Here is a 27,000-nt window from a genome sequence, read left to right on the forward strand (position 1 = left end):
CCGCCCGCGCCGCCGTACAGGACATCGTTGCCGGCTTCCCCGTACAGAGTGTCGTTGCCCCCGCCGCCTTGCAGGGAATCGTTGCCGGCACTGCCGGACAAGGAGTCGTTGCCATCGCCGCCGATCAGAGTGTCGTTCCCCGCACCGCCGATGAGGGAATCGTTGCCCGCCCCACCATCCAGGATGTCATTTCCGGCACCGGCGCTGAAACTGTTGCTGCTGCTGTTGCCGAGATAAATGTCATCTTTTACCGTTCCGCTCGTTGTCGCATCAACATAAACATTCAGACTCACAAGCTCCGCGCGCAATGGGGATGCGCCTGGAAGTGCATCTATCCAGATATTAAGCAGGCTCAATCCGTTGAACCCGACGGCGCGTAGCGTGTCAGGCGCATACCGATTGAGTTCCACAAGATCGATCAAAGCCGCACGTTCGTCGCTGACCTTCAGCGCATCCAGTTTTGCCGTCAGTGCAGTGAGGTCGAATCCGACTCCGCTTTCGTCGATCGTCAGATCGATGGCGTCCAGATAGGGCTTGAGCCGGGTCTGCAGAACGAGGCCCCCATAGATGCTCTCCTTCAGATTCTCATAGCTTTGCTGAAGCAATGCCAACTGCGCTGCGGGAGGGTTGATGAGATAGGCTGGGCGTACGAGGGTCACGCCGCCTGAAGTCGTCGTACTGGTGCTGCTGGTGAAACCCGCTACGGCTTGCGCCGCCTGGGTGGTGCTGGGCTTCTCGTAGAAGCGTTCGCCATTGAACGCCTCGAGCACACCGATCAGGTTGCGGAACTGATCGATGGTCATCCCCGCTGGCACCGTGATGCCAAGGCTGATGTTGTCCTTGCCGCCGAGGTTGTCCTCGATGCTGCTCCAGAAGTCGCTGCTTTTGGCCCAGGTGGTGATCAGGTTGTCGATCAGCGCCATCTGCGCCTCGCGCGTCGTGGCTGAACTGAAGGTCGTGAGCACCACCGCCAAGTCCGGGCTCAGGCTCACGGCCTCGGCCAAATCACGCACCCGACCGGAACCTTGCATCGTCGGCAGTGCCTTGGCGATGTCAGTCAATGGGATGTGGTCGGTGAACTCCCGGTGGAAGTTGCTCGAGTCCAGGTCGATGGCACCCGCAGAGAGATTGGCGGATGACACGCTGTGGGTTTCACCATTGCGCGTGAAGCTTGCGCTTTGCGCAATGAAGTTGCCGTTGACGGTCGTGCCGGCCTGACTGCCACCGGTCGTGTTGGTGGCGCTGCCGCTCACCCCGATGCGGGTGATGCCCAACTCGTCCAGCGAGAAGAGCTCGCCCACATCAGAGATGCCGTCCTGATCGAGATCGCGCCAGACATTGACCTGCCCCCAGGCCAAATCGGCGCTGGTGAAGCTGCCGTCCGCGTTGCTGTCGAGGTCGGCCAAGGCATCAAAAGCATTGGCCGCCTTCTCCCCATTTTGCTTGACAGTGTCGACACCAAATAGCTCGCGACCGGTTTGGATGAGGCCGTTGCCGTCGAGATCGCGCACGAGGATGCCGTCGTCAGAACCAATCCAGCCGGTGCCTGTCTTGACGCCGTCGGCGTCGTGGTCGAACAGGACTGAACCATCGGCAGCCTTGAGTTCCAAGCCATCGCCATCCAAGTCCAACATCAATGGATCAACGGGTTGTCGCCAGCCTTTGGCGTCCCGGTAACACATATTAATGCCTAGGCCTGGGACAGGAATTGGATCGAGAAAAGGCAAATATTCATTGGACGGCATGGCCCTTTTCAACTCTTCTTCTAGGGCGCGCCAATCTGCCTCTTTCATTTGCCTGCGACCGTCGTTGTATTCATCTACATAAGGATCACCGGTATATCCATCGGTCCGGCGCATGTAGCCACGCTCGTCAAATTCATAGAGGCTACCTCCTAGAGGCTTTGTATAGCTCAACAGATTCCAACCGATATTGGCTCCCTTAAAAGGCCAACCTCCTTGGCTCCAGTCGACGCCGAGCCCAGATTCTCCCTGACTGGCGATCCAAGCGTCGCCTCCAATTTGAGCCCCCTCTTTGAGCCCCTCTTTAATTACTTTTTTAACGGTACCAAGATAATCTGCCATTATAAATTCCTTCGAAAAACAAGAACTTTATACACAATCATCGCGCACAAGGTGAACAGTAATATTCGGTTTAAGTGAAAGCAACTGCTGAAGCGGAGCTATCATTGAAACCGTTGCCGTTGGGCAGGCAACCAGAAGAATTTTCGATTCACGATTTTCAACAATAGCATTGGCAATTTCTGATGGGATTTTGGAATTTGTGGTTCGATATTTGTAATCGGAAGAATCTATATACACTCTTCCCTCGGAATTAGAGGAGTGGCAAGACCACAAAAAAAACATAGAAAGAAGACATAAATGAAATTTCATTGGCATATTCATATCAATTAATTAATGCAAGCCTGGTTCGAAATTTAAATTTATCAAGCTACTCATAACGGCCTCTTGCTTCAAATGATCGTCATGCAATGCGTCTCTGTTAACGCTCCCTCAGGCTCTCGCTGGTTGCTCTTTGCACGGGGCTGAGTAGGAATTCAATAATCCTTCGCTTCCCCGTCTTGATCTCCGCCGTGAGATTCATCCCCGGGCTCAGCTTGATCGGCTTGCCGTCCACATCGATGGTCGTGCTGTTCAGACTCAGCGTCACCGGGAAGATCGCCCCGCGCTTTTCGTCGTTGACCGCATCGGCCGTCACCGTCTTCACCGTGGCGTTGACCGTCCCGTAGCGCGTGTACGGGAACGTCTCCAGCTTGATCGCCGCGTCCTGGCTCGGGCTCACGAAGCCGATGTCCTTGTTCTCCAGGGTTACCTCGGCCGTGACCTGCGCGCCGTCCGGCACGATCACCATCAGCGGTTGGGCTTCCGTGACCACGCCCCCCTCGGTGTGCATGGCCAGCTGCTGCACCGTGCCCGCCACCGGCGCCTTCAAGGTGGTCAGCCGCTCGCGCTGCCCTGCCTTGGCCAGGTCCTGCGTGCCCTGCTGGCGCTTGAGCTCGGCCGCCGCCTCCCGCGTGCGCAGGCTGTGCTTGGTCTCTGCGATGTAGGCCGCCCTGGTGTTCTCGCTCTCGCGCAGGGTGGCATTGGCTTCCGCGACCCGGGCGCGCTGCGTGGCGAGGTCGCGCTCCAGCTCGATGCGCTCCCTGGTGCGGTCCTGGTTCGCATGGCTGGACATGAAGCCCTGGTTGGCCAGCTGGTGGAAGTCGGCTTCTCTTTGCTTCGCAATCGGCACCGTGGTCTCCAGCTTGGCGACCATCTCGCGCACCGTGGCGATCTCGGCCTGGCGGCGATTGATCTCGGACGCAGCCTTGGCGAGCTTGGCGGTGATGTCGCTCCACTCGTCGCTCAGCTGAGCCTTCGTTGCCGCGATGTCGACCTCGGTCCAGCCGGCTGGCATGCTCTTGCCCAGTTCCGGTGCCCGGGAGGTCGTTGGCGTGTTGAGCGCCTGCAGCAGCGCGCGCGTGCGCAGCACTTCGGACTGCATCGACTTCAACTGCTCGTCGATGCTGGTCTTGTCGGCATTGGCCGTCGTGGGGTCGAGTTCGACCAGGGCCTGCCCGGCCTCGACGTGGTCGCCGTCCTTGACCAGCACCCGCTTGACCACGCTCACCTCCAGCGGCTGGATCACCTTGGTGCGCTCGCTCACGATGATGCGCCCGGGCGCCACGGCGACGATGTCGACCTGCCCGAAGATGGCCCAGGCCAAGGCGATGAGGAACAGCGCGATCAGCGCATAGGCCAGCCGGCGCGGCGCCGGGTGCACGGGCGTGTCCTGCAGGCTCAAGGCCGCAGGCAGGAACGCCGCCTCGTCGGACAGCCGCTTCGGCCCGGCCAGTTCATGGCGGTGCTGCCAGGCGGCCCGGAACACGGCCCGGTAGCGCCCGAGCAGTTCGATCGCGGGGTGGCGCACGCTCGGCGCGTTGGCCGCCGGTGCGGTGGTGGAAACGTCTGCACTCATGACGCGGCCCCCTCCGTTGGCTGGCCGCCGCCCTGCATCGCCCACAGGTGCGCATAGATGCCCTTGGGCCGGTTCAACAGGGCGTCGTGCGTGCCGCCTTCGACGATCCGCCCCTTGTCCATCACGATGATGCGGTTCGCATGCCGCACGGCGCTGAGCCGGTGGGCAATGATGAAGACGGTGCGTCCCTTGCAGATGTGCGCCATGTTGCGCTGCACGATGGCCTCGCTCTCGTAGTCAAGCGCGCTGGTGGCCTCGTCGAAGATCAGGATGCGCGGGTGGGTGAACAGGGCCCGGGCGATGGCGATGCGCTGGCGCTGCCCGCCCGAGAGACTCGCGCCCTGCTCGCCGACCAGGGTGTCGTAGCCCTCGGGCAGCTCGCTGATGAATTCGTGGGCGCCGGCCAGCTGCGCGGCGTGCATCACGGCCTCGAGCGGCGCGGCCGGATCGACCACGGCAATGTTCTCGCGCACGCTGCGGTTGAAGAGCGTGTTCTCCTGCAGCACCACGCCCACCTGTCGTCGCAGCTGCGCGGCATCGATCAGGCTGATGTCGATGCCGTCGACCAAGAGGCGCCCCTGCTCGGGGGCGTAGAGGCGCTGGATAAGCTTGGTGAGCGTGCTCTTGCCCGAGCCCGAGCGCCCGACGATGCCGATGACTTCGCCGGGGCGCACGTCGAGGCTCACGCCGTGCAGCACGGGCGCGGCTTCGGGGCGGTAGCGGAAGGTCAGGTTGTCCAGCGTGACGCGGCCCTTGAGGGCGGGCAGCTGGGCGGCGGTGCTGGGCGGCACCTCGGTGCGGGTGTTGAGGATGTCGCCGAGCCGGGCCATGGAGATGCCGGTCTGCTGGAAGTCGGTCCACAGCTGGGCCATGCGCATGATGGGCTGGCTCACGCGCTGGGCGAACATGTTGAAGGCGACGAACTGGCCGACGGTCATGTCGTTGTTCGTCACAAGGTGGGCGCCGTACCAGAGGGTGGCGGCGTTGACGAGCTTGCCGATGAGGTTGACGCCTTCATGCGCCCAGCTCGCGAGATTCTGGGTGCGGAAGCTGGCGGAAACATAGGCGGCGAGCTGGTTGTCCCAGCGGCGGCCGAAGGCCGGCTCGAGCGCCGTGGCCTTGACGGTCTGGATGGCGCTGACGGTCTCCACCAGCATGGCCTGGTTCTCGGCGCCGCGCGCAAACTTCTCGTCCAGGCGCCGGCGCAGGATGGGCACGACCGCCAGGCTCAGGCCGAAGTACAGTGGCATGCTCACGAGCACGATCAGCGTGAGCGGCACGCTGTAGAACAGCATGACGGCCACGAAGACGACGGAGAAGACGACGTCCAGCAGCACCGTGAGCGCGTTGCCGGTGAGGAAGCTGCGGATGTTCTCGAGCTCGCGCACGCGGGCGACCGAATCGCCGACGCGCCTCGCCTGGAAGTAGGCCAGCGGCAGTTGCACGAGGTGGCGGAACAGCCGCGCGCCGAGCTCGACGTCGATGCGGTTGGTGGTGTGGCTGAAGATGTAGCTGCGCAGGCCGTTCAGCAAGGATTCGAAGACGACGACGACGACAAGGCCGATGACGAGCACGTCAAGCGTGGTCATGCCGCGGTGCACGAGCACCTTGTCCATGACGACCTGGAAGAAGAGCGGGCTGACCAGCGCGAACAGCTGCAGGATGAAGGAGATGAAGAGCACTTCGCCCAAGAGCTTACGGTGCTTGACGAGGCTGGGGATGAACCAGGAGAAGTCGAACTTGGCGAGCTCTCCTGCGAGGCTGGCGCGGCTGGTGAGGAGGATGAGTTCACCGCTCCAGTGCGCGGCAAAGACGTCCAGGGGTTCGATGACGGGGCGGGCGGCTTCGGCCGAGGCGGCGGAGGGGTCCTGCAGAAGCACGCGCTGGGCGTCGGACTGGGCGAGGATGACGACGCGCTCGCTGCCGTCGGCATTGCGTAGCACGGCCAGCGCGGGCAAGGGCGTCAGGGACAGGCGCTCAGATGTGGTGCGCGAAGACTTGGCCTTGAGGCCGAGCTGCCTGGCAGCGCGCAGCAGCGTGGCGGTGTCGATGGGATCGGAAGGCGTCAGGCCCAGTTGGTGCGACAGCAGGGCGGCATCGGCGGCGATCTGGTGGAAGCGAGCCACCGTACACAAGGCGACCAGAGACGGGTTCGCAACAGCCCCTGCTTCAGGAGTCTTTTGCGGCGCGCCACCCTCCCCGTGCGGTTGCACGGCTGTCTCCACCACTCCCATTTCGATCCCTCGTCAGGCGTTCTTGAAACATTAAGATACCTGAGTAGGAGCTGACTGACAATTGCAATATCGAGACACACTTTAGTACTAGAAGTCTTGAATTAGCCTAAAGGTTCTAACAAATTAGATCAAGAAAAACGAGATTCAAAACTAATGCACGGTTTTTCGATATTTTTAGACAATGAGATCGACATTGATGCCGACAATTTTTTGGATTCCGCCGATTGGTGATTTCCATGAATCCCGACCTTGTATCCGCGGGCCAAGTGCACATCACTTCCGGATGGCAATCAACACTGGGGCAACACCTCCACCCGTAGCTCTCCAGCAGGAAGCCCTAGATCTCCCGCATCGTCATGCCACGCGTGTGCATGGCCACGATCTTGTCGTCGAAGCCGGTGAAGCGGTTTCGTGCTTGCGGAGGAGGAGTACCGGCTCGAAGGAGCCGGCGCGGTCGCGCGGGACTTCGATGCGCAGTGGCCCGTTGTCGGTCAGCACGCTCTTGGCGCTGCGGCCGTTGCGATGATTGGCAGTGCTGGCCTCGGGCTTGCTCGCGCCATTCGGATAGCCCAGGTGGTGCGACATCTCAGGGCCCAGAGCGCTCGATCAGCGCCTTCTTAAGGGCCACCCTCGCCGCGTTCTTCATCTTTGTCCTCGTGCGGCCAGAGTCTCAAAGAGAATCCCGCCCGTTTGCGTCGTCGCTCGTTTTCCGCCTGTCAACGGGCTCCAACCTCCCGTCGGGAAACTGCCTGTACACCACTTCGTCAATGACAACGGCCTTCGGGAGCCCGAACCGCTCGTTCTCTACGGCGATCTCTGCAAGCCGCTCCTGCAGACGCCGTTTGAACTCAGGCATTTGTGTCAAATCAAGCACTGACTGGGCCACGATTTTTTGCCTTTCTTTCCTGCGACTGCGCTAGCTTGAGCGGCCGTGCGAGGGCTCCTCGCCAATACCGGATTTGCCGAGGTATTTCGAACCAAAGAGGAAGATATGCGTCCCTCCTTGAGATCTTGGCCTCCTCTCCGAAGCGGCTCGGGCGGCCAATGTCTGCCTCGCCGCATCCGCGGTCAGCTGGTCTGCCCGCATCGGTAGCGCCCCCATCCTAGCAAGCCTTTTCAAGTTCGACAGAGGCGTGGCCACCTGGTCGTCTATGCACACTACGCCGTCGCGGAGGGCAGCAAGGGTCGCCCGCCCGTTTTTCAGCAGCGTGCGATCCCAGTCGGACAGGCGCAAGCTATCAAGCGCGACGGCTTGCGCGGCCGTCAATGCCCCTGCGCATGATTGACATTGACTCAGATACCCGACACCTGAATTCTTGGCCCCTGCAAGGACCATGTCGAATGGCAGCACGACCGGGTGTCGGCAATGCGGACAAGCGTCTTCCAGCAAGCAGTGGTGAAGCGGACAGAAGCGCCAGGGAACGAAGCGGCAATGGATCTCGAAGTAACTTTCCCGTTGGGCCAACAGACAATGCGGACAGTACCGAGCGCGCGGCCGCCCCTCTCGGGTTGCAAGCAACAGGTTGGCTCCAGTATTTCCAAGTCCCTTGAGACGACCGAAGATCTTGGTGGCAAGCGCAAACTGCTCGGACAAGCCACAGTGCGCCATCACTTTTCGCCCAGCCTCCGACGCGATAGCCAGGTCGAAATCGCGTATCCGGGAGAGGTTCAAGTGGGCCAGCAGCGCAGCAACGGTCTCCCCCTGCGACAGGGCAGCACGCGTCAGCCAGGAGGCAGGGGACTCGAGTGGCAGCGGCATGGACAGCCCGATCAGGCCGTGCGGTTCTTTGTCAGCTTTCGGCATGGTCAAAGAGTTCCAGTTGTCCTTTGGACGGCCGTCCTCCACGCTTCTGACCAAGTCGCCGACGTTCCAACGGCTCACTGCCGAGCAGTTTCAGCAGCTGAAGAGCGGTTTTTTGATCGGCTGCTTCGACGCCTTGTTTCGCCAGTCTCTGCAATCCGGGTTCATAGACCAGGAGGCGCAGCGCCTGGGTCTTCTCCGCGGCGCGATCCAACATCGCGTCCGCGCGAGCCAAGCCTCGCTCGACGACCGCCGCCATCTCACCTGGACTTGGTATTTCCACCGCCCGCGCCGAGGACATCCGCTCTCCGGCTCTGCCCAACGCGCCGAGGGCATGAATTAGACGGGACGCACCGTCCGGGCTGACGTGAGCAAGCCAACTTGGCAGTGCGCAGGCGCGCATGCCCGCGAGGACCGGTGCGCTATTCCGCTCCAAGCGACCCTTCATGGCTGCGCACCACGCCAGAATCCGGGCGGAGGGCTTGGTCGACATCGCGGAACGCCGAAGGTATCGGCCACAACTGCAGATTTCCACGGTGGGACGCAACCATGACAACGCCGTGCCGCAGTGCGGGCATCGGTCCATCAGCATCGTTTGGTGGGTAGGGCAGGCAGGGGCGGCCGTGACCTCCCACTCCGCCTTGCAGTACGCACATTCCAGCAGGCACTCCGGGCACACCTGCGCATGCTTGACTCGCAACGAAGCGATGGATCCCCATTCCCAGCCGAGATAGGAGTACCGCCGTCGTCGATCCACATGTCGCCGGGTTTTCAGGCGCGTGATCAACCACTCCGGGGGCACACCAGTTAAGAAGGCGAAGGCCTCCATGTCACGGGCCGTCATCCAGCGGATCGATCGCGCGCCTGCGAGGTTGGCAAGCTCCGGGAGCGCCACCCCGTTGGCATGCGAACACCTCAGCAGAAAGCCGAGACCGGACTCGTCCTCCTGGGGAGACACAGCCACCGGCAAGGGCTGGAGCTCATTCAGCATAGGGATTGCCCAAGCTCGCGTGCTTGCCGTAGACACGATCAAACGCCGTCCGCAAGTGCTCGATCCCGATCCGAGTGACACCGTCATCAGCAGCAATCAGCACGGCCTCGGTGACGAGCCGCTTGAACGCCCGCAGATTGCCACCAGTGGCTTTTTGCACTCGCGCCGCTTCGGCCTTCTCGGCGAGGAGGTCGAGGTTGAATCCTTTGCTCTGCCTTGCGAATGCCCTGACGAAGCCATGCCACATGGACCCGGCCTCGAACGATTGAAGGAGATGGCGTGCGCTGATCCGACTTGCGAGATGGAGATCCACACCGGTCAGATCGGCGAGATCCTCTCCACCGAACAAGGCAAGTCCCAAGGGCACTTCGTCCATCAGTTCCCTGAGGCAGTCGGTGACGTGATTGCCGTCTTCTGTACGGATGCGCATTCGGGTCTGAAGCAACAGGTGATGAGCCTCATCGACAAACAGGAGGCGCGTCCCTTTTTGCTTGAGAGCGTCGATCAGCACATTGCGTTTGACCCCCAGCGTATGCGCGTTGACGTTGGGAAAGGGATACCGAATCTGACGCAACAGGCTTCCGACGAGCTGCCCAACCGTGGGCCGCTTGGAAAGTCGAACCGCCAATGCGCCATGTCCGACTTCGAACAGGTTTGAACTCGGCAATGAGCTGCGGAAATACCGGATCAAGGCCGTCTTTCCCGAGCCTGTAGGACCGCTCACGACGACACCCTGCTGCGTAGAGAATTCTCGACTGAGCTGGAACACGCGGTCGCAGCTCGACAAGATTTCCTTGAAGCCGGGGTGACTGACCATGATGCGATCAACCGGTATCGCGGCAGCCAGGGCGTGGGGGGTGTAGGTGAAAAGCCGCCTCGTGATGGTCTGCCGCTCCTCCTCGTCGGGCCAATCCACATCGCCTTCGTTGTCGTCGCGCGCGCTCACCGGAACCCCATGTCAAAAGCATCGAACTCCGGTACTTCGCCATCCACCCCTTCGGGTATGGGCACGATGTTCTCCGCGACAGGGGCCTCTTGCGGTCTGTCCGGACTAGATTTGGTAGAGCTCGGGAATCCCGCTGAAGTCAGGCCTGCTGCGCGAGCAGCCAGCAATGAGCTCTTGCGGTCCTTGGGGCGACTCGCATCCATCCAATGATCGTGCAGTCGCATGCGCGCTTCCCAAAGATCATCCACCGTCCCCTTGGTGCGTAGAACGGTGCGTTCGAATCGCCGGATCGTCAGATGCTGATTCCACGACAACCCGTTTGCGTAGTCGGCCCGGCGAGATGGACTTTTCACCCATTCGGTCAGGCGCTTAGGATGCTGGATGTAAAGATGGCCGATGTCGTCGGGATCCCATTTGCACAGCGTCTTGAAGTTGCCGCCGAACTCGCTCCGCCAGGGCAACAGTTCATCCGAACCGTAAGGAACACCGCGGAGATCCACGCTGCCTTGAGAAACAGTCAGGTGCGTCGATAACCCGGAAACGAGGCGCAAGTTCTCCATGCTTCCCGGATAGACAGCTGGAGGACACCGCTCCAACCCCTCTTGAAACAGATCCAAGGGCCGCGCCAACTTGCGCTCGTTGATCGTCAGCGGGTGCACTTCTGCGACGAACATCGTGAGACCCCTGACCAGGTCATCGAAACTGATCACGGCATCCTTGTAAGGATCGACACTGGTTGCGTTGGCGACTTGTCGATGCACTCGTCCACGCGCCAGCGTGAGAAAGTTGAGTTCGCCGAAGAAGCGCTCGACGTGTGGTTTCAGCCATGGTGTGCGCACCCTGCAGTAGGTCATGTCGATTCCAAGCTCCCAAGACATCCGCTGGAAGGCGTGGGAATGAAACTCAAGGCCGTTGTCAAGAATCCACTCATCGGCCAGTCCGTAAGACAGCCAGGGACGTGCCAACCCCAGCTCAGTCGTCAACTCATCTTTCGGAAGAACTGAGCTGCGCAGCACGCCTGAGACGCTGCTCACACCGGCGCCGTAAAAGCTGAGATAGAAGCCGAGTACGTAGCACGAGAAAGCATCGATCGCGACGGTCAACAGAGGCCGGCCGAGCGGTAGTCCAGTGCGGACACAAACAACGACATAGTTCAGCGGAGTGTGATCCACCTCGACACGCTGGAGCGGATACGCCGCACCCGCGCCATCCATGGTTGTTCGACAAACCATGCGTGCTCGCCCATCGCCTTCGCGCGCGGCGATGCGGCGGTATGCGTCGATGTCCTTGACGCGCCGTGAAAGCGTCGTAAAGCTGACATTCGCTTCTGCTTCCTGCAGCTGCCCGTTGCACACCGCCATCTTCAACTCCCGTCTCAGACAATCATGTGCATGACGCAAGGAGTGACGATCACGGGTGAAGTAGGTTGCCTCCAGCGTTTGCGAAATGAGCTTCTCCACAACCCTCGGGAGACGACGCTGGCGGACCTGAACCTTGTTCAGACCCACTAGCGCAACGGGGTTCATTTCTGCTTTCTCATACGCGCGGATCCAGCGCATGACTGCTGACGCTGACGGCGGGGAAGCGTCTCCACTGACCTCTGCAGTACGGCGAATCACATTGGCGATGCGGGAGCGCTGACCTCGGCTCACGTGCGCAGCGCGTATTCCGCGGACATAGCGAAGGCGGTACTCGATTTGCTGTTGCCACTCCAATTTGAGTGCCGACACGTCTATCAACGCGGGCGGCAATTTCTCGATCATTTGTCCCGAGCCGGTGCTCTCTGGGTCAAAAACGACCATCATCCGACCGCCCCAAATTCGCCGGATCAGTTCGGCCTCGCGCATATTCTGGACCCGACGCGTCAGCACTTCCTCCAGTTGCACGATCCCGTCAGGCAGTACTCTGACCAGTTCCAAACTGCGCTCACCACAACGCAGCGTCAAACCAACTCTCAAGGCGAATTTCATGTGAAAGCTCCGAAGAATTTGAGGGGAAGACAAGACTGGAGTCATCGATAGCCAGTGACCTGGAGACCCGCACTGCACGTGCGGCGATCAGGTGCAGGACATCAACACGCGATGCCGCGCTTCGTTTCGCTAGCGACCCGATTGCCAAGCCGCGCGGACATTCGCCCACGCAGGCAAGGAGGCGAAGACGAGTGGCCGGGTCTATTCCGGATTTGCGGTACCGCAGGACAAGTGCCGCCCGTTCGTGCGCCTTGGCGCGCCGGATCGATATCTCGTCCAGTACCAAGAAATCCACTTGATGCGCTTTCAGCTCGGCGTGCGCATAGTCAAAAACGCCTCGATAGCGCTCGACGCGCGCTCTCAGCTTGATCTCGACGACGACACGTGTTCCGTCAGCGTGCGTCACCAGGAAATCCGGGGTGTACCGGGGACCTGACGGCTGTTTGAGCTGGAAAGGCTGATGCCGCAGCCGAACAACGCTCGGACAGAGTGCGGCGCGCAATACGAAGTCGCGTTCAAGGGAAGACTCGCATTCCACCGGTTCCTCGAAGATGCCCGGCAGGTTCAGCCGGCGCACGGTTCGAATGGGCGAACGCGAGACCACCCTGCGCGCGGGCGCAAGGGAATCAAAGTCCATGGAGTTCTCCAGGCAAAGGAAGACCATCCCGACCTTCAAAAAAGTCGAGGCAATTCTTGACAGGGGGGGCTTCGCCGGAAGAAACTGCGGTTGTCTAGGCCGTTGGGGATTTCTTCAACGGAGGGAAGCGCCGCCAGCCGAAAGGTTGGGCGGCGTTTTTCTTTACATAGCTATCTCCTCATTCTTGCGCGAGCGGGTGGGCTCGTCGGACCCAGTTTGCGTGTTAGCGGCGCGCTCTGCTGACAGTTCGAGCATCTCGGCGATCTCTTCTGTCCAAGCAAAGATTCCGCGACGTCCTGGGAGGTTGAACACCAAAAACGGGAGCAGTCCTCTACCGTGCGCTGCATTGAGCGAGTTCGTCGATCGATAGTGCAGCACCTTGCAAAGTGCGACAGCATCCATCACGGGGCCAAATTCAGACCACAGTCGCTGTTTTAAGGTCGTATGCACGATTCAACCTAGAAATCAGGAATTGAGAGAAATATCTTTTCTTCAATGTTCACTCAAAATTTCTAGGCTGTCTAGGTGATTTGGACCTGATTTGACACATCTAACAGCATGCTGAGCTTCGAATTCTTCGAGGAAGAAAAATACAAAGATTCGCCCGGCAATGGATATATCGAATTTGGGGGATCAATTTTATCCGTTAGACATTGAATTCCATCGCATATATCAAATGACATTTAGCCGCTAAACCCCCGATGTCGCAATCCGACCTCGCCGTTCTGTCGTCCAACGGTCGCTCGCGCGCACGATGCATCGAAGGATTGCAGGCCGGGGGCGAGTGGACTCTGCCTCAAGGTAACATCTGCGTTACCTACAAGTTGTCCATAACGCGACTTTGCGTCGCATGCCCCAGGAGACCAAATGGCGCTCACGCGCGAGTTCAAGGAAACGATTCAGGCACGGGTGCGCGCAGACCGCCCGTTCCGCGACGCGCTCCTGCGCGAGGGAGTCGAGCACATGCTGAGTGGCGATGTCGAGTCCGGCAAGGCGGTGCTACGCGACTACATCAAGGCCACTGTCGGCTTTAAGCAGCTCGGGGCCGCAACCGGGGCGTCCGCCAAGAGTCTCATTCGAATGTTCGGTCCGCGCGGTAACCCGCAGGCGCGCAACCTGTTCGCCGTAATCAGTCATCTGCAGTGCGAAGCCGGGCTCACACTGCACGTGACGGCGCAACCGCAGTAAGGCAGACCGAGCTATGGCCCAAGCCGATCTTCTTGTAAGTCTCTTCCGCAGCGCCAGCAACGGCGACCAGCTCGGCTTTCGCCGGACGGCCCAGGCATTAATCGAAGAGGAACGCTCAAAGGGCCACCGCGTTCTCGCCACACGTCTTGTTAAGTCACTTGAACCCACAGTAGTGCCCATGAAGCCCACGGCCATCCCCAAACAGAACGGCCACGCCACGCCGCGCGAACTTTTCTTCGATGTGACGCCGGAGCGGAATTTGGAAAGCCTGGTCCTCGCTGACCGCGTTCGGGAACAGTTGACCGAATTCGTTGAGGAACAGCATCGGGCCGAGCTCTTGCACTCCCACAATCTGCGCGCGCGGAGCCGCGTCATGCTCGCGGGGCCGCCGGGCAACGGCAAGACAACGCTCGCGGAGGCGCTCGCCTCTGAGCTGATGTATCCGCTGCTTGTGGCACGCTACGACACGCTCGTCGGTAGCTTCCTTGGCGAAACGTCGAGTCGCCTTAGGCAGCTGATCGAATTTGCCAAAACACAGCGTTGTGTGCTCTTCTTTGACGAGTTCGAGACTCTTGGCAAAGAGAGGGGTGACACCCACGAGACAGGCGAGATTAAGCGTGTGGTGAGTTCGCTCCTCATGCAGATCGACGAGTTGCCTGACTACGTAGTGGTGGTCGCAGCAAGCAACCACCCCGAGCTTCTCGATCGGGCAGTCTGGCGCCGTTTCCAGCTACGGTTAGAGTTGCCTCTGCCGACACGCCAGCAGCTTGCTCAGCAGATCGACGCAATCGGCAAGCGCTGCGAGGTCAATTTCGGCTATACGCCGGAGACGCTCGCCAAGCACATGCTTGGCCATAATTTCGCGGAGGTGGAAGAGTTCTGTCTCGGCATTGTTCGTCGTGCCGTACTCGACCACCAGGACAGGAACGCGCTCGCGATCACAAAGCGAAAGCTGGAGGAGTGGCGCACCCGCCTGAAGCCCAAGACCATGAAGAACGAGACCGTCGCCAACGGCAATGGCGCCCGCGATGCCTGAACGGCCACTCCTCGTCTTCCCGGTCGCCCGGCGGATTGAACCCGAAGCGGGCCGTCCGCGTCCGAGCAGCAAACCGCATTTCCCGGAGCGAGGTCGTCAGGTCGAGCGACTGGGACCGCAGTTGGCCAGTTTCCGCGAGGAGTTCCAGCGCTACAGCGCCAGTATCCAACGGACCGTCGACGGGCTGGAGCCCGAGACCGTCCTTGTGATCGAGATCGCCGGAAGCGTGAAGGACTTCAAGCAGGCGGTCGACAGCACCGAGGGTCTGGAGTGGCTGGGCGAATGGGATGCCGAAGTCGAAGCTGACGATGACTTCTACGAGGTCAATGATAGAGGCGAGCGTCGACAGGTGCCTGTCTCGGGCAGGCTCTTCATTTCCATGGTTAGCGAGGCAGGCATGCGTGAGTTGCTTGGCCTATGGGACATGTGGCAGCGAGGCCAGGCCCTGCCGCGCAGGCGCACCAAGTGGCGTGACGTCTTCGCTCAGACGCGTGTCATTCGCCGTTGGGGTATTCAGGAAACGCTCGACGAGACTGGCATGCTCGAGCGCTGGCGCGAACTCGTCGAGCCGCTCGATAATGACTCGATCGTAGCCTGCCAGATCGAACTCTTCTACCGGCAGCGCCCCGAGAGGCGGCGCGGCAATGAAGATGCCATCCGCAGGCTGACGGCCGAGCTTGATGGGGTGCCCCTCGGCGGGTTCATCGACATGGCGCCAATCAACTTCCATGCAGTGAAGGTCGGATTGCCAGCAGGCCGCGTACGGGATCTCATTGGCGCGCTTGACGCCGGCCAGGTCGATGTCGACGCCCAGCTCTTCAACTTTCAGGGCGTCATGTACTTCCGCCCTACCGGGCAGGCGATCCCGTCCGACGGGCAGGCAACGCCCGAAGAAGTGGCGTTTGAGGCCGCGGAGGAAGTGGCGCCACCGGTCGTGGCCATTCTGGACGGCGTCCCCAGCATCCAGCATGCGGCGCTCCGTGGGCGAGTGCAGCTCGATGATGCATTCGACCTCGCGCGGCTCTATCAGACAGGCGAGCGACGACACGGTTCGTCGATGGCTTCGCTGATCATTCATGGCGAGCAGCCTGGTGGCGGTAGCGCCCTCTCCCGGCAGATCTATCACATCCCCGTGCTCCAGCCCGACGAGTATGCGAGAGGCTTTGGTCATCGCCGGGAGCATGTTCCGGACACAGCGTTCCTGGAAGACCGCATTGAACGAGCAGTTCGCCGGATGCTGGAAGGCGACGGAGACTTGGAGCCTCAGGCACCCGGCGTCAAGATCATCAACCTATCGATCGGCGATCCCGACCGTCCCTTCATTCGTTCGCCAAGCCCTCTGGCAAGGCTCCTCGACTACCTCGCCTGGAGATACAAGGTCCTCTTCTGCGTGAGCGCCGGCAACTACACCGGGCCCATTGATCTTGGCATGACACACGTCGCGTTCTCGCTATTACCGCCAGCCGAGCGCCACGCGACGGTGGTCCGGGCTATCAGCAATCAGTTGAGTGCGAGGCGGCTCCTGGCACCGGCCGAAGCACTCAACGTCATCACAGTCGGAGCTCTCCATACCGACGAGTCGGGAGCCTATGTGCCTGGCCTGCGCGCAGACCTCATCGACCAACCCAATGTCTTCAGCCCGGCAACGCGCTTCGGCCACGGCTTCAGGCGCTCGATGAAACCTGAGGTATTCCTGCCCGGAGGCAGACAGCTCTATGACACGCCCCTAGTAGCAGGACATAGCTACATCCCATCGCTTCAGTTTCGGGCTCCGGGACAACGCGTTGCTTTTGATAGCGACGCGCCCGGCGAGTTGAGCCACACCGTGTATACGCGCGGGACCAGCAACGCAGCGGCGCTGGCCACACGCGCTGCAGCGGTTGTCCATGAGGCGCTCGCGGAGCTTCGGACGGTCGACGGTCGGCCGTTGCCGGCCGACAAAGCGAGCGTGGTCATCAAAGCGTTGCTCGTTCATGGCGCAAGGCATGACGAGGGGACGGCAGGCCTTCTCCGAGCGTCGCTACGTACCCCCGCGAACGGCCGGAAGTTTCGCGAGATCACCGGTCGCTATCTTGGTTACGGCGCGCTCGATATTCAGCGGGTGCTTGAATGCACGGAGCAACGTGGAACCCTTGTCGCCTGCGATGACATCAGTGAGAACGAGATTCACGAGTATCGACTGCCCGTGCCGGTGGAACTTTCAGCCAGCAGCCTTTGGCGGCGCCTTGTTGTGACCTTAGCTTGGTTCTCGCCGATGAACTTCGCCCATCGCAACCTGCGCGAAGCGCGGCTTGGGGTGCAGCCTCTCGGAAAATGGGAAGAGGTGCCACTGCGGCTTGGCCGCGTCAATGCCGATCACAATCAGGTCTTGCGCGGCACCGTGCAGCACGAGGTGCTTGAGGCAAATGATCTCATCGCCGCAATCGTGGACGGCGACACCCTAACCCTCCGGGTCACGTGCAAGGCGGACGCGACGGCGCGCCTTGACGAACAGATTCCTTACGCGCTTGCCATCACTCTCGAAGTGAGTGAGGGTGTGGCTGTACCTATCTATACCCGCCTGCGTGAAGGCATCCGCCAGCAGGTGAGAGTAGCGGCGTGAACAGGGTACAGGGTGGCGGACCGGATAAGCCTATTACGCTCCTGTTCTCAGCTCGAGCGCTGTGGGCGCGATTGCTACCAACAGAGAGAATGCCCACCCGCACCGGCCCGACTGCGGAACGCCAGTATGCGTCCGGCCAAGTCATCTTGAACTGAAGAGAAACGGCGGCAACGATCGCGTCCACGTAACTTAGGTGGACGCGATGACAAGCGAGAAGACACAGTCCCGGCGACACTACAGCGCTGCGGCAAAGGCCCAGGTGGTAGCCGAATGCAATGAACCCGGCGCGTCGGTGGCCAAGGTAGCGATGGCGCACGGCATCAACGCCAACGTCGTGCACCGCTGGCGGCAATTGGCCCGCGAAGGCCAAGTGAGACCCGTCAAGGCTGGCGAGTTCATCGCACTGCCGCTGATGGCGTCACCCGAGGCTGCTGCCTCGTCGGCAGACATCCGCGTCGAACTGCGCCGCGGCCCGATCACGATGATCATCACATGGCCGGCCAGTGCCGCAACGAACTTCGCGATCTGGACACGCGAGTTGCTGCGGTGATCCGTGTGGAGGCGGTGTGGCTGGCCTGCGAGCCGCTGGATATGCGCTCTGGCACCGAGTCGGCGTTGGCCCGCGTGGTCAAGGTCTTCGGCGAGGCCAGGCCCCACCACGCCTACCTGTTTGCCAACCGACGGGCCAACCGCATGAAGCTGCTGGTACACGACGGCATCGGTGTGTGGCTGGCAGCGCGGCGGCTGAACAGCGGCCGCTTTGTCTGGCCCAGGGATGGCAGCACGCTGTCGCTGACCCACTCGCAGCTGAACGCCTTGGTGCTCGGACTGCCCTGGCAGCGTGTTGGCGAGGCCGGCGTGATCAAGGTGGTGTGAGCCCGTCCATTGCGGAATGTGCCGATGGCGGCCGGCTAAGCCTGCTGGCACCATCACCGCCCTGATGGACAGCAGCAGCGCCAACGCCCTTGATGCAATCCCTGATCCGGCGTTCTCGGGCATGAGCTTCGCACAGGTGTGCGCCTTGGCCAGCCGGCTGCAGAGCGAGGTACGGCACGCTCAGGCGCTGAACGCCAAGATGGCCCATGAGATGGCCGTGCTCAAGCGGCTGAAGTTCGCCGCCAGCGCCGAACGCTTCAGTCCCGAGCAGAGGAGCCTGCTGCAAGAGGTCATCGACGAGGACCTGCAAGCCCTGGAACGCGAGGTAGGGAAGCTGCAGTCGCCAGCCAAGGCCGCAGGGGAGAAGCAGACCCCGAAGCGCCAGGCGCTGCCGGCCCACCTGCCGCGCCACGACATCCACCACGAACCCGACGACACCATCTGCACCACACCGGGCTGCGGCTGCCAGATGAAGCGCATCGGCCAGGACGTGGCCGAGAAGCTCGACTATGAGCCTGGACGCTTCAGCGTGCAGCGCCATGTGCGTGGCAAGTGGGCCTGCACCCAATGCCAGACGCTGATCCAGGCACCGGTGCCTGCCTGCGTGATCGACAAGGGCATCGCCACCGCCGGCCTGATGGCGCATGTGGCGGTGGCCAAGTACATCGACCACCAACCGCTGTACCGCCAGGAGGCTAGCCTGGGCCGCGCAGGCTTCGCAGTGCCGCGCTCCACCCAGGCCGAATGGATCGGCGCCATCGGCGTGGAACTGGCGCCGTTGGTGCAGGCCATGCGCGAGGACCTGCTTGGGCGCCACGTGCTGCACGCCGACGAGACCCCGGTGGCGATGCTCAAGCCAGGTCATGGCAAGACGCACAGAGCCTACTTGTGGAGCTACTGCACCACGGTCTGGGACGAGGTCAACGCCGTGGTCTTCGACTTCGCCGAAAGCCGTGCCGGGCACAACGCACGGCGCTTCCTGGGCATCGCCGAAGACGGCAGCGGCGGCTGGCGAGGTACGCTGATCTGCGACGACTACGCGGGCTACAAGCAGGTGATGAGCGCCGGCGTGACCGAGGCCGGCTGCCTGGCGCACGCACGGCGCAAGTTCCATGAGCTGTGGGCCAACCACAGCAGCATGCTTGCCGAGGGCGCGCTCAAGCTGTTCGCCAACCTCTACGACATCGAACGCGAGGCCAAGGACCTCGGGCCGAGCGAGCGATTGCACTTGCGGCAAGCCAAGTCCAGGCCGGCGGCCGACTTGCTGCACGCCTGGTTGATGGCCAACCGTCAGAAAGTGCCAGACGGCAGTGCGACGGCCAAGGCCATCGACTACAGCCTCAAGCGCTGGGCTGCGCTGACGCGCTTCATCGACGACGCCGACCTTACCGCGGACAACAACCGCATCGAGAACCTGATCCGTCCCATCGCGTTGGGCAGGAAGAACTGGCTGTTCGCCGGTAGCCTGCGCGCGGGCCAGCGCGCCGCCGCCATCATGAGCCTGCTGCACACCGCCAGGCTCAATGGCCATGAGCCCTACGCTTACCTCAAGGACGTACTGCAGCGGCTGCCGACCCAGCCAGCATCTGCACTGCGCGATCTCCTGCCGTACCGCTGGACGCCGCTGACCTGAGCTGCGGCATCTCCGGCGTCAAGATGACTTCGCCTGGCGCATACGTCGCAGTAGCCGGCCAGCAAGATCGGGAAGTTGATGCCGCACTACTGAATTGAACCCACGAGCTCAGCCAATAGAGCGGCGCGCCGCAGCCGTTAAGCTTTCGCCCGCGGCTTCATGCGGAAGCTGATGCCCATGCGGTTAATGGCGTTCATCGCGGCGATGGTGAGGGTCAGGTTGACCAAGTCCTTCTCGCCGAACACTGCCAACGCCGCCTCGTAGGCTTCATCGGAAGCGTGTGTTTCGCTGACGCGGGTGACTTCCTCGGACCAGGCGAGGGCCGCACGCTCTTGCTCCGAGAACAGGTACTCCGCTTCGTGCCACACCGGCACGAGGACTACTTTCTCAACCGACATTCCGCCAGTCATCAGGTCACGGGTATGGATGTCGATGCAGTGGGCACAGCCATTGATCTGCGAGACTCGCAGGAACACCAGATGGATAAGCTGGCTGGGCAAGGACGTGCCAGAGGTGACGAAGTGATGCAGGCCACCGATGGCCTTGGCGCCCTCCGGGGATACTTGGAACCAAACTGCGCGGGTCATGAAACGCTTTCTTCAAGTTGAGACTGGATGCGGCTGCAGGAGCAACCTGGTCTCAAGACGTTTGACGTGATCGCGTTGTGACAGTCGCAGGGGAAAGAAATGTCGCCCCAGGCCTCAGGTTCCTGGTGGCAGCGGGTTTGGCCGGGAGCTCAGGAGACGAGTGGCTTATCCTTCAACGTTGCCAACTTCACCGGATTCCGCTGGATGCGAACCCGAGAGACCTGGACATTGGTGAACTCAAATGTCTGTACGGAGTCAAGCGCACCATCGATGTAGCGCAGGAGGGACCATTCGCCATTCAGTATGGCCAGCTCAAGTCGCATAGCGTCACCGTGGCGAAGGTGCATCGCGTAGTAAAGCTGAGCGATGCGTTGAGCGCCAAACAAAGGCCTCGCCAAGCTTGGCCTGACGTCGCCAAAGTCGCCCAGCATCTCCGCTTCCTCTGCGAGCAGCCTCTTAATGCCCTCAAGGTGACCGCTCGAAATTGCTTGAACGAGTCGTCGCAACAGTTCCAGCTGAGCCACTGCTGGCATTGGCGGCGCCTTCATGCCCGCTGATTCGCGTGCGTTCTCCAGCCTTCGCTTGGCTCTATGGACAATCTGCCGGGCGGAGGCTTTGCTTCGGCCAATGGCCTCGGCTACTTGCTCGTACTCAGCGTCAAACACCTCACGCAGCAAAAACGCGGCCCGCGCTTCCGGCGACAGGCAGTCCAGAAGTAGCAAGAAGGCGATGGACACATTGTCGGCGGTCTCACACGCTTGCTCAGGCGTGGTCGGCGCCTGTTCCAGTAGCGGCTCGGGGAACCACGCGCCCGCGTACGTCGCTCTCCGCAGTTTGGCCGCCCGAAGACGGTCAATCGCCATCCGCGTGGTCACGGTCACGAGCCAAGCTTCAGCATTCAAGACTTGGGCCTGGGACGACTTCGTCTCCTCATGCCAGCGCAACCATGCGTCCTGCACCAAGTCCTCCGCCTCCTGTACGGAGGAAAGCATGCGATAGCCAATAGCCATCAACCTGGGACGCACGTTCGAGAACAGTTCGGTAGACGCGGACGACATGGCGAGCAAGTCTAGTACGAAGGTCAAGCTCCTTGGTGGGCGTGGCCATCTCTTCGGCGCGGGCTAGTTTCGGCCATCGGTCTACGACGTAGGGGGTGATGCCATACTTCATCGCTACCCTGCTCCTGTAATCAAGTCCACCTAAGTTGGGTGGACGCGATCCTTTCTGCCGTCAGCCCCGATTTCAAGATGACTTGGCCGGACGGATACGAACGCCAATGAATCTTCGCATTAAAAACCCCGGGGGCCATCCTTCGATTGCACCGCTCGCGCAATCCGATTTGCGCGCAGCGCGTCGTTGAACCTTCGCAAATTTCGATTTCGCGCCATTGGATCCACGCGTGTGTGGCGCTCTTGCATCGACCTGTGGGCACGCGACTGACCGCTTTGGGGCGAGGCCCAATGTCTCAGATGGGCCCGAGGCGACATCCGTAGGGTCAATCTCGCAGCCGCAAAAGCGGCCAATGCACATGCACATGCACATGCACATGCACATGCACATGCACATGCACATGCACATGCACCGTAGCTTTCTGGACCAGAAGGGACTTTACTGCGCAGTTGGCTCCAGAATCCCGTGCAAGCTAGCATTGGCGCGGCGTAGCCAGCAGCCAAGACTTATCCAGGACATCTTTCACCAGAAAATCGCTTGCTGCAATGACTCAAACCGTTGGGCCTGAGGGCCATGCTTTGCCCGAGAACCCTGACGGCGCGGATGCGATGCCGCCGCTGGCTCGCGCCCTGCTCAAGCTTGGTGACGACCTCGACGCTGCCCACACGAAGATGCAGGCCGAAATGGAAGCGATGGCCGAGGCCTTGCGAGTAGCGGTCTTGAAGTGCGAGCCCAAGCAGCTGATTGGCTTCCACTGGGGCCAGTTGCTGATGGGGCAGATGGTTCGTGCTGATGAGCAGGGCCAAGAAGCCGGCGAACCCAAAGAAAGTTCGCGAGCTGCGCTGGACGACATCATGTTCGCGCTGGAGTACGTCCACGCGGTTCTGAGCAGCCACAAGGATGCGGACTACGGCAAGTCAGTGGAATCCGATGACGTCCATGCGGTGTTGAATCTTGCGACGGAGCTTCGGAAGCACGCACTCATGTATTGCCTGGTGGCTGCTCGTCGGATGCCTGAGGGCCTTTTGGGTCCCGAGACCGGCACGATGGCGATGCAGGCGATGACCAGTTGGGTCACGATTCGCGGACACCGCTATCAGGCACTCGAGGCTGAGTTCTTCGAGTTCGTGTTCGAGCCGCATGACGACGCGCTCCGCGCGGCGTACGGCATCGGCGCCAAGGAGGTTTCAGCCGGCATTCAAGCTGCCGTGGACGCCACTCGATTCGGACACATGAAGGCCGCAGAGGCGCTATTTGCGGAAATGCATGCTGCCTATGAGCTGGCAGAAAAGGAAGGCATCGAGCTCAAGGAGGCGATCGCACGGTTGTATGGTGAGGGCCAAGAGCGCCAAGTGACAGCGCGGAGCGCCGTCGAGGACCTGTTCTTCGGCGGCATCTGCAATGTCACGAAGTCCAGCGGATTGCCGCCGGACCTGCTTGCGGACCTAGCCTACGTTCCCGGTGAGGAAAAGGAGTTCTTCGCTGAAGGCGCGCTACGCGGCACGCCACTCCGCCGTATGCCCGGCCGTGTGAAGCCATTGGTAACCCTCAACGATGGTTACTACACCTGCGATGCCAACTTCCTACGCGACAGCACGTACCGCGCATTGCAGTGGGGCCTGCAAAGGCGGCTGTCCGACTACCGTCAGGAGTGGCTGAACCGACAGACCGCGCTGACGGAGGGCGCGTTTATGCGCATCTTCAGCAAGCAGCTTGCCGGAGCCGAGGTTCTGACCAGCGTCTACTACCCAGACCCTGATACGGGTAATTGGGTGGAAAACGATGTGCTGATTCTGCAGAACGACGTTCTTCTGCAGTTGGAAGTGAAGGCGGGCGTCATGCCCATGCATTCGCCGGAGGTGTTCTTCGAACGGCACGTCCGCACCATCCAAGAACTGGTCCTCAAGGCGCATCAACAGTGCGAGCGGTTCCTGCGATATGCCGCATCCGCGCCCGAAGTGCCGGTCTATCAGCTCGTTGGTGGCAGTCACGTGGAGGTGCGGCGGCTACGACTTGGCGACTACCGCGTGGTCCTGCCTATTGGCCTCACGGTGGAAGCATTCACGCCGTTTTCGTCAATGTCGAAACGGCTCCCGGAGGTTCGGTCCATCCTCGGGAAGCATCCGTTCGTGTCGATGTCCATCGATGACCTGTTCGTGCTGACGCGATTTCTGCCTACAACTGGTGAGCTGACGCACTACCTGTCTGTCCGGCAGGGTGTGGCTGGGGTCCATGAAGCCGTGATATTCGATGAGTTGGACCACCTCGGCAGCTACGTGACCAAAAACCGCGCAGACCAGTTTTACGCTGAGCAACTGGCGGCAGGCGCCACTTGGCTGCTGGAGGCTGACGCCTGCGCGCCGATTGACGAGTATTTCGCCGACCCAGACTGGGCGACGAAACCACCGCCCGCGCAGAAGTTCCCAGCGACGCTGCAGTCCTTCTTGAAGGCTAACGACGCCAACCGCGGTCCTCGCTTTTTGGACGCTGACGCGACTGTGCGCGACCTGGACGCCAATGCACGCGAGCAGATGGCGCTCCAAATCGACAAGCTACGTCCGGCCCTTGAGCGGCATCCCTACCGATGGTTCTCGCTGGTAGGGGAAGAGCCGCTGCTGGTGTGGCTGCAGCGGACAGGCTTTGCGGACTTCGCGGAGGTACACAAGGCCAAAGCTGAAGCTGCGGCAGTTGCTGTACAGGCCAAGCGCTGCAAAGTGCTGGTGGTCTACGTCAAACAGGACGGCACGTTCGACGGAGGTTGGACGCAATATGTGCCAGCGCCAGCCGAAACAGACAACCGCTACGGGCAACGCGTTCTGGAAGCGGCTCCGATGACCGCTGGTGCGGTCGAACTGACGCCAGGGGCCGCGCGTCGTTTGAAAGGGCACGGACGATAGCCTCCCCGCAAACCCTGCATTCACTTCAACTTGGAATGGACGCGGAACGCTGCCACTCCAGACCGGACTTTGGTGAGCTTCTGCTCCTGGCCGGTTCCGATTGTTGGTCGCATTCTGCACGTGCCGTGCCTGGCCGCAGCGCCGATCGGGCGACCCTTCGCGCCGGCCGACGAAAGCTCAATGGCGCGTTGACGAAAGAACAGTGTCGTTCCGCACCGACTGTCTAAAGACAGCAGAGCTCGAACCAAAGCGGTCGCCGCCTACATGAACAGCAGCTTATGCCGACGGCTGCCACGACCTAGTGGCCTCGACCAGTCTGAAGCGGGGCATACCCGTAGGGCATCTACGTACTGGAAGTAACGGGTCGCGGCTGCGCTGATGTCCGCAGTCAGTCTGAAGAGGTCACGTGCGACAACTGCGCGATGGATATACCAACGGCGCCCCACCCACGGACCATGTTGATTTCATGATGAAATCTAGTCAGCCGAACTATCTGACGCGCCTGCCGCGCCTCGTCACTCGATCGAAAGTAAAGACGTGCTCCTGAGGCGCCTCCACGCAGCAGCCGAAGAGCCTGCGTCCCTCTTGCCCCTCGCCATAGCGCAGTTCAACCGCAGCAGCGCATACGGGACAGGTGGCGCTGTATCGGACCAGGCCAATGATGCGCGCGTTGCCATCCTTGAAGCTCTCCAACTGGGCTGGCGCCTCGCTCCATCCCAGCAGCACGTCCGCGACAGGAATGATTCGATCCGCCAGCAACCACCAGAGGCTGCGAAGGGAGTTCCAGAGCACCCAGCTTAGCCCGCCAGCGAAGACGAGAAGGGCCAAGTCCCCCGTCGTGACTGGCCGCCTCACAAATAGCATCAGCCATACGGTCGCCACCAATCCGGCAACGCATACCATCGGCGCGAGGCCAGTGCAGACAAACAACAGGCCCCGAAGCGACTTTGTCCGAAACCACCCGTTCCCGAGTAGCGGGCGCGCCAGCCATGAGGGCCTCACAGTGCCGGCCGCCGCGTATTCGTATTCGATCTGAGGGCCATCCGTACCCAAACCCGCGTCGACAGGCTCGTTGTCGCGTTGCGCGTCGACTGTTGCCACGGGGGGCACCAATGAATACGACTCCAAAGACCACTGCGCGCGATGACGACCCGAGGGTGAGCGCTTGCAGATTCGCAGTGCATGCTGAACGCCGCGCTGCGCAAAGTACGCTTCAAGGCCTGCAGTCCGACTTGAGAGGTACTTTTCCAGATTGGCGCTCTTGATCTTCTTGGATGCGGCGTCGAAGTCGTCGCGCTCCGGCCAATCGCATGCCTGGGCAAGGTCAAGCGCGTCGAACTCCAACTGCTGCGGGTCTTTGGAGCCGGCAACCTTGAGCGACTCGTCCGCCAAAGCGCGCAGCAACGTCAGTGCCTTGGCCTCATCGCGCTGGGTCGCGAGCCAGTCGCGAAAGCACGGCAACAGTTCCTGCACGGTTATCAACCCGTTGGCAACCGGTTGGTGGCTGGTTGATGGAGGTTCGGATCGCAACACTGGGGTCACCTCAACTCAATTCCTGGAGCCCATATGTTGTCATTGTTTGCACTGCACGCATCAAATCGCTTCGTCCACATCACGGAGGTCGAGCGCGGCCTTGCCTGCGACTGCCGATGCGCAATCTGCGGCGAGGTCGTCGTTGCGCGCCAAGGGGATCAGCGCGAGCACCATTTCGCTCACAGCTCCAATGCCGAGCCGTGTGCGTCGAACTACGAATCGGACCTGCACCGCTTCGCCAAGCGCGTGATCCTTGACGCGGGTGGCCTTGTGGTACCGGTGACTGCGGCCGCCGCACAAGTTCTCGGCTTTGGAGACAACCAGGCGTCGTCCATCCTCTTGACGTGCGCGGACATCAAAGAGGAAGTTGCCATTGACGACCGGCGGCCCGACCTGCTGGCGACCACAACGGAGGGTGTCGGCGTGGCTTTTGAGATCGCCTACTCATCCTTTTGCGACGTGGAGAAGCGTCAGGCATACGAGAACATGCAACTGCCGGCGCTCGAGATCGACCTGCGGGCGTTCACACCTTCCGCTTTTGACGTGACACAGGTCAAGCGCGCCGTTCTGGAGGACGTCGCCTGCAAGTGCTGGCTCTGGCCGGCTCGCCCAGACGCCGCGGCGGTGACTGAGCAGTTGCCAGCGTTTTCGCCTGCTGCGCTGGCAGCGCAGCGGCACTTCCTGCCCGAGGAGATCGTGACGATCCGCGGACGCTGGATCTCGGTCAAGGAGCTCCCCAGCGGCGACATCGCCATCAAGGCGGTGCGGTTCGACCCTGACATCGTCTCAGCAGTGCGCACGGTCGCACGAGCTCACTATGGGCGATACCGCGAGGCACACCACAACTGGGTAATTCCTCGTTTTCGAGCGGATGCTGCTCGGGCGCATCTGCGAGCAATTGCGTCCGCCACGTAGTCGTGG

General features: G+C 61.3%; 20 protein-coding genes and 1 pseudogene. 8 read left to right on the forward strand and 13 right to left on the reverse strand.

Going from position 1 to position 27,000, the window contains the following annotated elements; translation table 11 throughout:
* The 10 genes and pseudogenes from EJO66_RS33230 to EJO66_RS22950 form a co-directional block, all read right to left on the reverse strand.
* Window positions 1-2,084: calcium-binding protein (locus EJO66_RS33230; RefSeq protein WP_164547884.1), on the reverse strand; the 2,084-nt coding region annotated here is incomplete at its 3' end.
* A gap of 418 nt (window positions 2,085-2,502) precedes the next feature.
* Entirely contained in the window at window positions 2,503-3,978 is a 1,476-nt protein-coding gene (locus EJO66_RS22910; protein WP_125966267.1) for an HlyD family type I secretion periplasmic adaptor subunit, read from the reverse strand.
* Window positions 3,975-6,212: a type I secretion system permease/ATPase gene (locus EJO66_RS22915; protein ID WP_125966268.1), complete on the reverse strand. Its 2,238-nt coding sequence runs from the start codon at window positions 6,210-6,212 to the stop codon at window positions 3,975-3,977. Before EJO66_RS22915 ends, EJO66_RS22910 begins: the two co-directional genes overlap by 4 nt.
* Window positions 6,213-6,552: 340 nt before the next feature.
* Window positions 6,553-6,849, reverse strand: a pseudogene (locus EJO66_RS22920) (transposase); the annotation flags it as partial.
* A gap of 33 nt (window positions 6,850-6,882) precedes the next feature.
* Window positions 6,883-7,068 (reverse strand): hypothetical protein, encoded by a 186-nt coding sequence (locus EJO66_RS22925; protein WP_125966269.1) that lies wholly within the window; start codon window positions 7,066-7,068, stop codon window positions 6,883-6,885.
* A 60-nt stretch (window positions 7,069-7,128) separates the two neighbouring features.
* Window positions 7,129-8,016, reverse strand: coding sequence for a TniQ family protein (locus EJO66_RS22930; RefSeq protein WP_125966270.1), 888 nt, complete (start codon window positions 8,014-8,016; stop codon window positions 7,129-7,131).
* Window positions 8,003-9,004 carry a TniQ family protein gene (locus EJO66_RS22935; protein ID WP_164547885.1) on the reverse strand — a complete coding sequence of 334 codons (1,002 nt, stop codon included), beginning with the start codon at window positions 9,002-9,004 and terminating at the stop codon, window positions 8,003-8,005. Before EJO66_RS22935 ends, EJO66_RS22930 begins: the two co-directional genes overlap by 14 nt.
* Window positions 8,994-9,950 carry a TniB family NTP-binding protein gene (locus EJO66_RS22940; protein ID WP_125966272.1) on the reverse strand — a complete coding sequence of 319 codons (957 nt, stop codon included), beginning with the start codon at window positions 9,948-9,950 and terminating at the stop codon, window positions 8,994-8,996. The genes EJO66_RS22935 and EJO66_RS22940 overlap by 11 nt, the downstream gene beginning before the upstream one ends.
* Window positions 9,947-11,920: an integrase catalytic domain-containing protein gene (locus EJO66_RS22945; RefSeq protein ID WP_164547886.1), complete on the reverse strand. Its 1,974-nt coding sequence runs from the start codon at window positions 11,918-11,920 to the stop codon at window positions 9,947-9,949. Before EJO66_RS22945 ends, EJO66_RS22940 begins: the two co-directional genes overlap by 4 nt.
* Complete coding sequence (locus tag EJO66_RS22950) at window positions 11,877-12,557, reverse strand: hypothetical protein (RefSeq protein WP_125966274.1); 681 nt, start codon at window positions 12,555-12,557, stop codon at window positions 11,877-11,879. Before EJO66_RS22950 ends, EJO66_RS22945 begins: the two co-directional genes overlap by 44 nt.
* 867 nt (window positions 12,558-13,424) lie before the next feature.
* Between EJO66_RS22950 and EJO66_RS22955 the strand changes: the two genes are divergently transcribed.
* The 6 genes from EJO66_RS22955 (at window position 13,425) to tnpC (ending at window position 19,892) form a co-directional block, all read left to right on the forward strand.
* Window positions 13,425-13,745 carry a transcriptional regulator gene (locus tag EJO66_RS22955; protein ID WP_125966275.1) on the forward strand — a complete coding sequence of 107 codons (321 nt, stop codon included), beginning with the start codon at window positions 13,425-13,427 and terminating at the stop codon, window positions 13,743-13,745.
* 13 nt (window positions 13,746-13,758) lie between these two features.
* Window positions 13,759-14,781 carry an AAA family ATPase gene (locus EJO66_RS22960; RefSeq protein WP_125966276.1) on the forward strand — a complete coding sequence of 341 codons (1,023 nt, stop codon included), beginning with the start codon at window positions 13,759-13,761 and terminating at the stop codon, window positions 14,779-14,781.
* A complete protein-coding gene (locus tag EJO66_RS22965; RefSeq protein ID WP_240648704.1) occupies window positions 14,774-17,383 on the forward strand; it encodes a S8 family peptidase in 2,610 nt (869 codons plus the stop codon). Before EJO66_RS22960 ends, EJO66_RS22965 begins: the two co-directional genes overlap by 8 nt.
* Window positions 17,384-17,585: 202 nt before the next feature.
* Entirely contained in the window at window positions 17,586-17,933 is a 348-nt protein-coding gene (tnpA, locus tag EJO66_RS22970) for an IS66-like element accessory protein TnpA (RefSeq protein WP_125966278.1), read from the forward strand.
* The gene (gene tnpB, locus EJO66_RS22975; protein WP_132756102.1) at window positions 17,876-18,259 is read left to right on the forward strand and encodes an IS66 family insertion sequence element accessory protein TnpB; all 384 of its coding nucleotides are present in this window, start codon (window positions 17,876-17,878) and stop codon (window positions 18,257-18,259) included. Before tnpA ends, tnpB begins: the two co-directional genes overlap by 58 nt.
* Window positions 18,260-18,323: 64 nt before the next feature.
* Complete coding sequence (gene tnpC, locus EJO66_RS22980; RefSeq protein ID WP_373423985.1) at window positions 18,324-19,892, forward strand: IS66 family transposase; 1,569 nt, start codon at window positions 18,324-18,326, stop codon at window positions 19,890-19,892.
* A 137-nt stretch (window positions 19,893-20,029) separates the two neighbouring features.
* On the opposite strand, the gene EJO66_RS22985 is transcribed toward tnpC, so the two are convergent.
* The gene (locus EJO66_RS22985) at window positions 20,030-20,479 is read right to left on the reverse strand and encodes a carboxymuconolactone decarboxylase family protein (protein ID WP_125966279.1); all 450 of its coding nucleotides are present in this window, start codon (window positions 20,477-20,479) and stop codon (window positions 20,030-20,032) included.
* A 149-nt stretch (window positions 20,480-20,628) separates the two neighbouring features.
* Window positions 20,629-21,564: a sigma-70 family RNA polymerase sigma factor gene (locus EJO66_RS22990; protein WP_307651175.1), complete on the reverse strand. Its 936-nt coding sequence runs from the start codon at window positions 21,562-21,564 to the stop codon at window positions 20,629-20,631.
* A 630-nt stretch (window positions 21,565-22,194) separates the two neighbouring features.
* Between EJO66_RS22990 and EJO66_RS22995 the strand changes: the two genes are divergently transcribed.
* Complete coding sequence (locus EJO66_RS22995; RefSeq protein WP_125966280.1) at window positions 22,195-24,546, forward strand: hypothetical protein; 2,352 nt, start codon at window positions 22,195-22,197, stop codon at window positions 24,544-24,546.
* 489 nt (window positions 24,547-25,035) lie between these two features.
* On the opposite strand, the gene EJO66_RS23000 is transcribed toward EJO66_RS22995, so the two are convergent.
* On the reverse strand, window positions 25,036-26,079 hold the full coding sequence (locus EJO66_RS23000) for a hypothetical protein (protein WP_164547887.1): 1,044 nt from the start codon (window positions 26,077-26,079) through the stop codon (window positions 25,036-25,038).
* 33 nt (window positions 26,080-26,112) lie between these two features.
* Between EJO66_RS23000 and EJO66_RS23005 the strand changes: the two genes are divergently transcribed.
* Complete coding sequence (locus EJO66_RS23005) at window positions 26,113-26,994, forward strand: competence protein CoiA family protein (RefSeq protein WP_125966282.1); 882 nt, start codon at window positions 26,113-26,115, stop codon at window positions 26,992-26,994.
* Window positions 26,995-27,000: the final 6 nt, after the last annotated feature.

The organism is Variovorax beijingensis, from assembly GCF_003951285.1.
In the GTDB taxonomy this organism is placed as follows: Bacteria; Pseudomonadota; Gammaproteobacteria; order Burkholderiales; family Burkholderiaceae_C; genus Variovorax; species Variovorax beijingensis.

Excerpts from the sequence above, each read along its gene's own strand:
- EJO66_RS22910 (WP_125966267.1), bottom strand. The coding sequence starts at position 3,978 with ATGAGTGCAGACGTTTCCACCACCGCACCGGCGGCCAACGCGCCGAGC.
- EJO66_RS22915 (WP_125966268.1), bottom strand. The coding sequence starts at position 6,212 with ATGGGAGTGGTGGAGACAGCCGTGCAACCGCACGGGGAGGGTGGCGCG.
- EJO66_RS22925 (WP_125966269.1), bottom strand. The coding sequence starts at position 7,068 with ATGCCTGAGTTCAAACGGCGTCTGCAGGAGCGGCTTGCAGAGATCGCC.
- EJO66_RS22930 (WP_125966270.1), bottom strand. The coding sequence starts at position 8,016 with ATGCCGAAAGCTGACAAAGAACCGCACGGCCTGATCGGGCTGTCCATG.
- EJO66_RS22935 (WP_164547885.1), bottom strand. The coding sequence starts at position 9,004 with ATGCTGAATGAGCTCCAGCCCTTGCCGGTGGCTGTGTCTCCCCAGGAG.
- EJO66_RS22945 (WP_164547886.1), bottom strand. The coding sequence starts at position 11,920 with ATGAAATTCGCCTTGAGAGTTGGTTTGACGCTGCGTTGTGGTGAGCGC.
- EJO66_RS22950 (WP_125966274.1), bottom strand. The coding sequence starts at position 12,557 with ATGGACTTTGATTCCCTTGCGCCCGCGCGCAGGGTGGTCTCGCGTTCG.
- EJO66_RS22955 (WP_125966275.1), top strand. The coding sequence starts at position 13,425 with ATGGCGCTCACGCGCGAGTTCAAGGAAACGATTCAGGCACGGGTGCGC.
- EJO66_RS22960 (WP_125966276.1), top strand. The coding sequence starts at position 13,759 with ATGGCCCAAGCCGATCTTCTTGTAAGTCTCTTCCGCAGCGCCAGCAAC.
- EJO66_RS22965 (WP_240648704.1), top strand. The coding sequence starts at position 14,774 with ATGCCTGAACGGCCACTCCTCGTCTTCCCGGTCGCCCGGCGGATTGAA.
- tnpA (WP_125966278.1), top strand. The coding sequence starts at position 17,586 with ATGACAAGCGAGAAGACACAGTCCCGGCGACACTACAGCGCTGCGGCA.
- tnpB (WP_132756102.1), top strand. The coding sequence starts at position 17,876 with ATGGCCGGCCAGTGCCGCAACGAACTTCGCGATCTGGACACGCGAGTT.
- tnpC (WP_373423985.1), top strand. The coding sequence starts at position 18,324 with ATGGACAGCAGCAGCGCCAACGCCCTTGATGCAATCCCTGATCCGGCG.
- EJO66_RS22985 (WP_125966279.1), bottom strand. The coding sequence starts at position 20,479 with ATGACCCGCGCAGTTTGGTTCCAAGTATCCCCGGAGGGCGCCAAGGCC.
- EJO66_RS22995 (WP_125966280.1), top strand. The coding sequence starts at position 22,195 with ATGACTCAAACCGTTGGGCCTGAGGGCCATGCTTTGCCCGAGAACCCT.
- EJO66_RS23005 (WP_125966282.1), top strand. The coding sequence starts at position 26,113 with ATGTTGTCATTGTTTGCACTGCACGCATCAAATCGCTTCGTCCACATC.